Annotated in this window: 1 pseudogene; it reads left to right on the top strand. The window is 63.6% G+C overall.

Going from position 1 to position 1,389, the window contains the following annotated elements:
- Positions 1-260: 260 nt before the first annotated feature.
- Positions 261-1,295: pseudogene (locus H0X95_RS35645) on the top strand (DEAD/DEAH box helicase); the annotation flags it as partial.
- Positions 1,296-1,389 lie beyond the last annotated feature (94 nt).

The raw sequence follows: 1,389 nt of genomic DNA, 5'->3' as shown, positions 1-1,389 counted from the left end.
ACCAGCACGGCAACCGTGCGTTTTGTACTCAGTCACGGGCTCCAACACCCAAGCGCGGGGCAAACTGCACGGTCTCGTCTGGCTACCACCAGACTTTACCGTACTGGTCAGTACTGAACATACAAGCACGGTTCAGCCGCTGGCCACCCAGGCCAGCACCTTCAACCACCGTCGGCCACGCGTCGATTTACTTCCCACCACGGGGCATGCCACTGCCCCGCTGGGGGTGGTGCATGCCCCTTTTTCTTTGGAGCATCACCATGTCCCTCGATCTCGAAACCAATGCCGCTGAAGCCGCGCCCGTACAGGGCGAACTGCTCGACGCGGAATCCTCCCCTCTGACCCTGAGCCTTCAGGATTTCGTCGGCGAGTTCGGCGACGAACTGCTCGACGCCCTCAACAGCGCCAACCCGCCGGTCTATACCGGCCAACCGCAAGCACATCGCCAGCTCATCGTCGCCAGCCTCAAGCGCAAGCTATTCCAGGCCCAGGCCGAAGTCGTCCACGCCGCCGCGGAGCTGCTGATTGACCGTGGCGAGCGCGCCGCGATCGTCAATGGCGAGATGGGCTGCGGCAAGACGACCGTCGGCATCGCCACGGCCGCTGTGCTCAACGCCGAAGGCTACCGCCGGACCTTGGTTCTCTCGCCCCCGCACCTTGTTTACAAGTGGCGGCGCGAGATCCAGGAGACAGTAGCGGGCGCGAAGGTCTGGGTGCTCAACGGCCCCGATACCTTGGTCAAGCTCATCAAGCTGCGCGAGCAGTTGGGTGTGCAGCCGACCGGCCAGGAGTTCTTTGTCCTGGGGCGCGTCAGGATGCGAATGGGGTTCCACTGGAAGCCTGTCTTCACCCAGCGGCGCACCCGCCACGGCGACGTGGCGGCCTGCCCGGACTGCGGCACGGTCATCACCGACCTCGACGGCGAGCCGGTCAACCCGGTCGCGCTTGAAGCCGAGGAGTACCGCAGGAAGTGCAGCCATTGCGCAGCGCCCCTGTGGACGCTGATCCGCCCACGCAGCCTGTCCGGCAACGACCAGTCCTCGGCCGTGCTGAAAGCCTTGAAGCGCATCCCGACCATCGGGGCAGTCACCGCGCAGAAGCTGATGCAGAAGTTCGGAGACGGCTTCCTGGCCTCGATGCTCGGCGACAACATCCATGAGTTCATCAATCTCATGGACGGCAACGGCGAGCTGGTGTTTTCCGACCGTCAGGCCACCCGCATGGAACGTGCGATGGCCAACATGGAGTTCGGCTTTGGCGAAGGCGGCTACCAGCCGTCCGAGTTCATCAAACGCGTGCGACGTGAAGTCGCCTGAGTAATTGTTCCAACGGGGGCAACCCCGACGAGGAACCTGATGTTCCGTCATCAGTAGCCTACCGGCACATGCA

This window comes from Burkholderia sp. 9779_493, assembly GCF_015712215.1.
Taxonomy (GTDB): Bacteria; Pseudomonadota; Gammaproteobacteria; order Burkholderiales; family Burkholderiaceae; genus Burkholderia; species Burkholderia cenocepacia.
The sequence above is the reverse complement of the archived record's forward strand: the minus strand, read 5'-3'. Positions and strand labels throughout refer to the sequence as shown.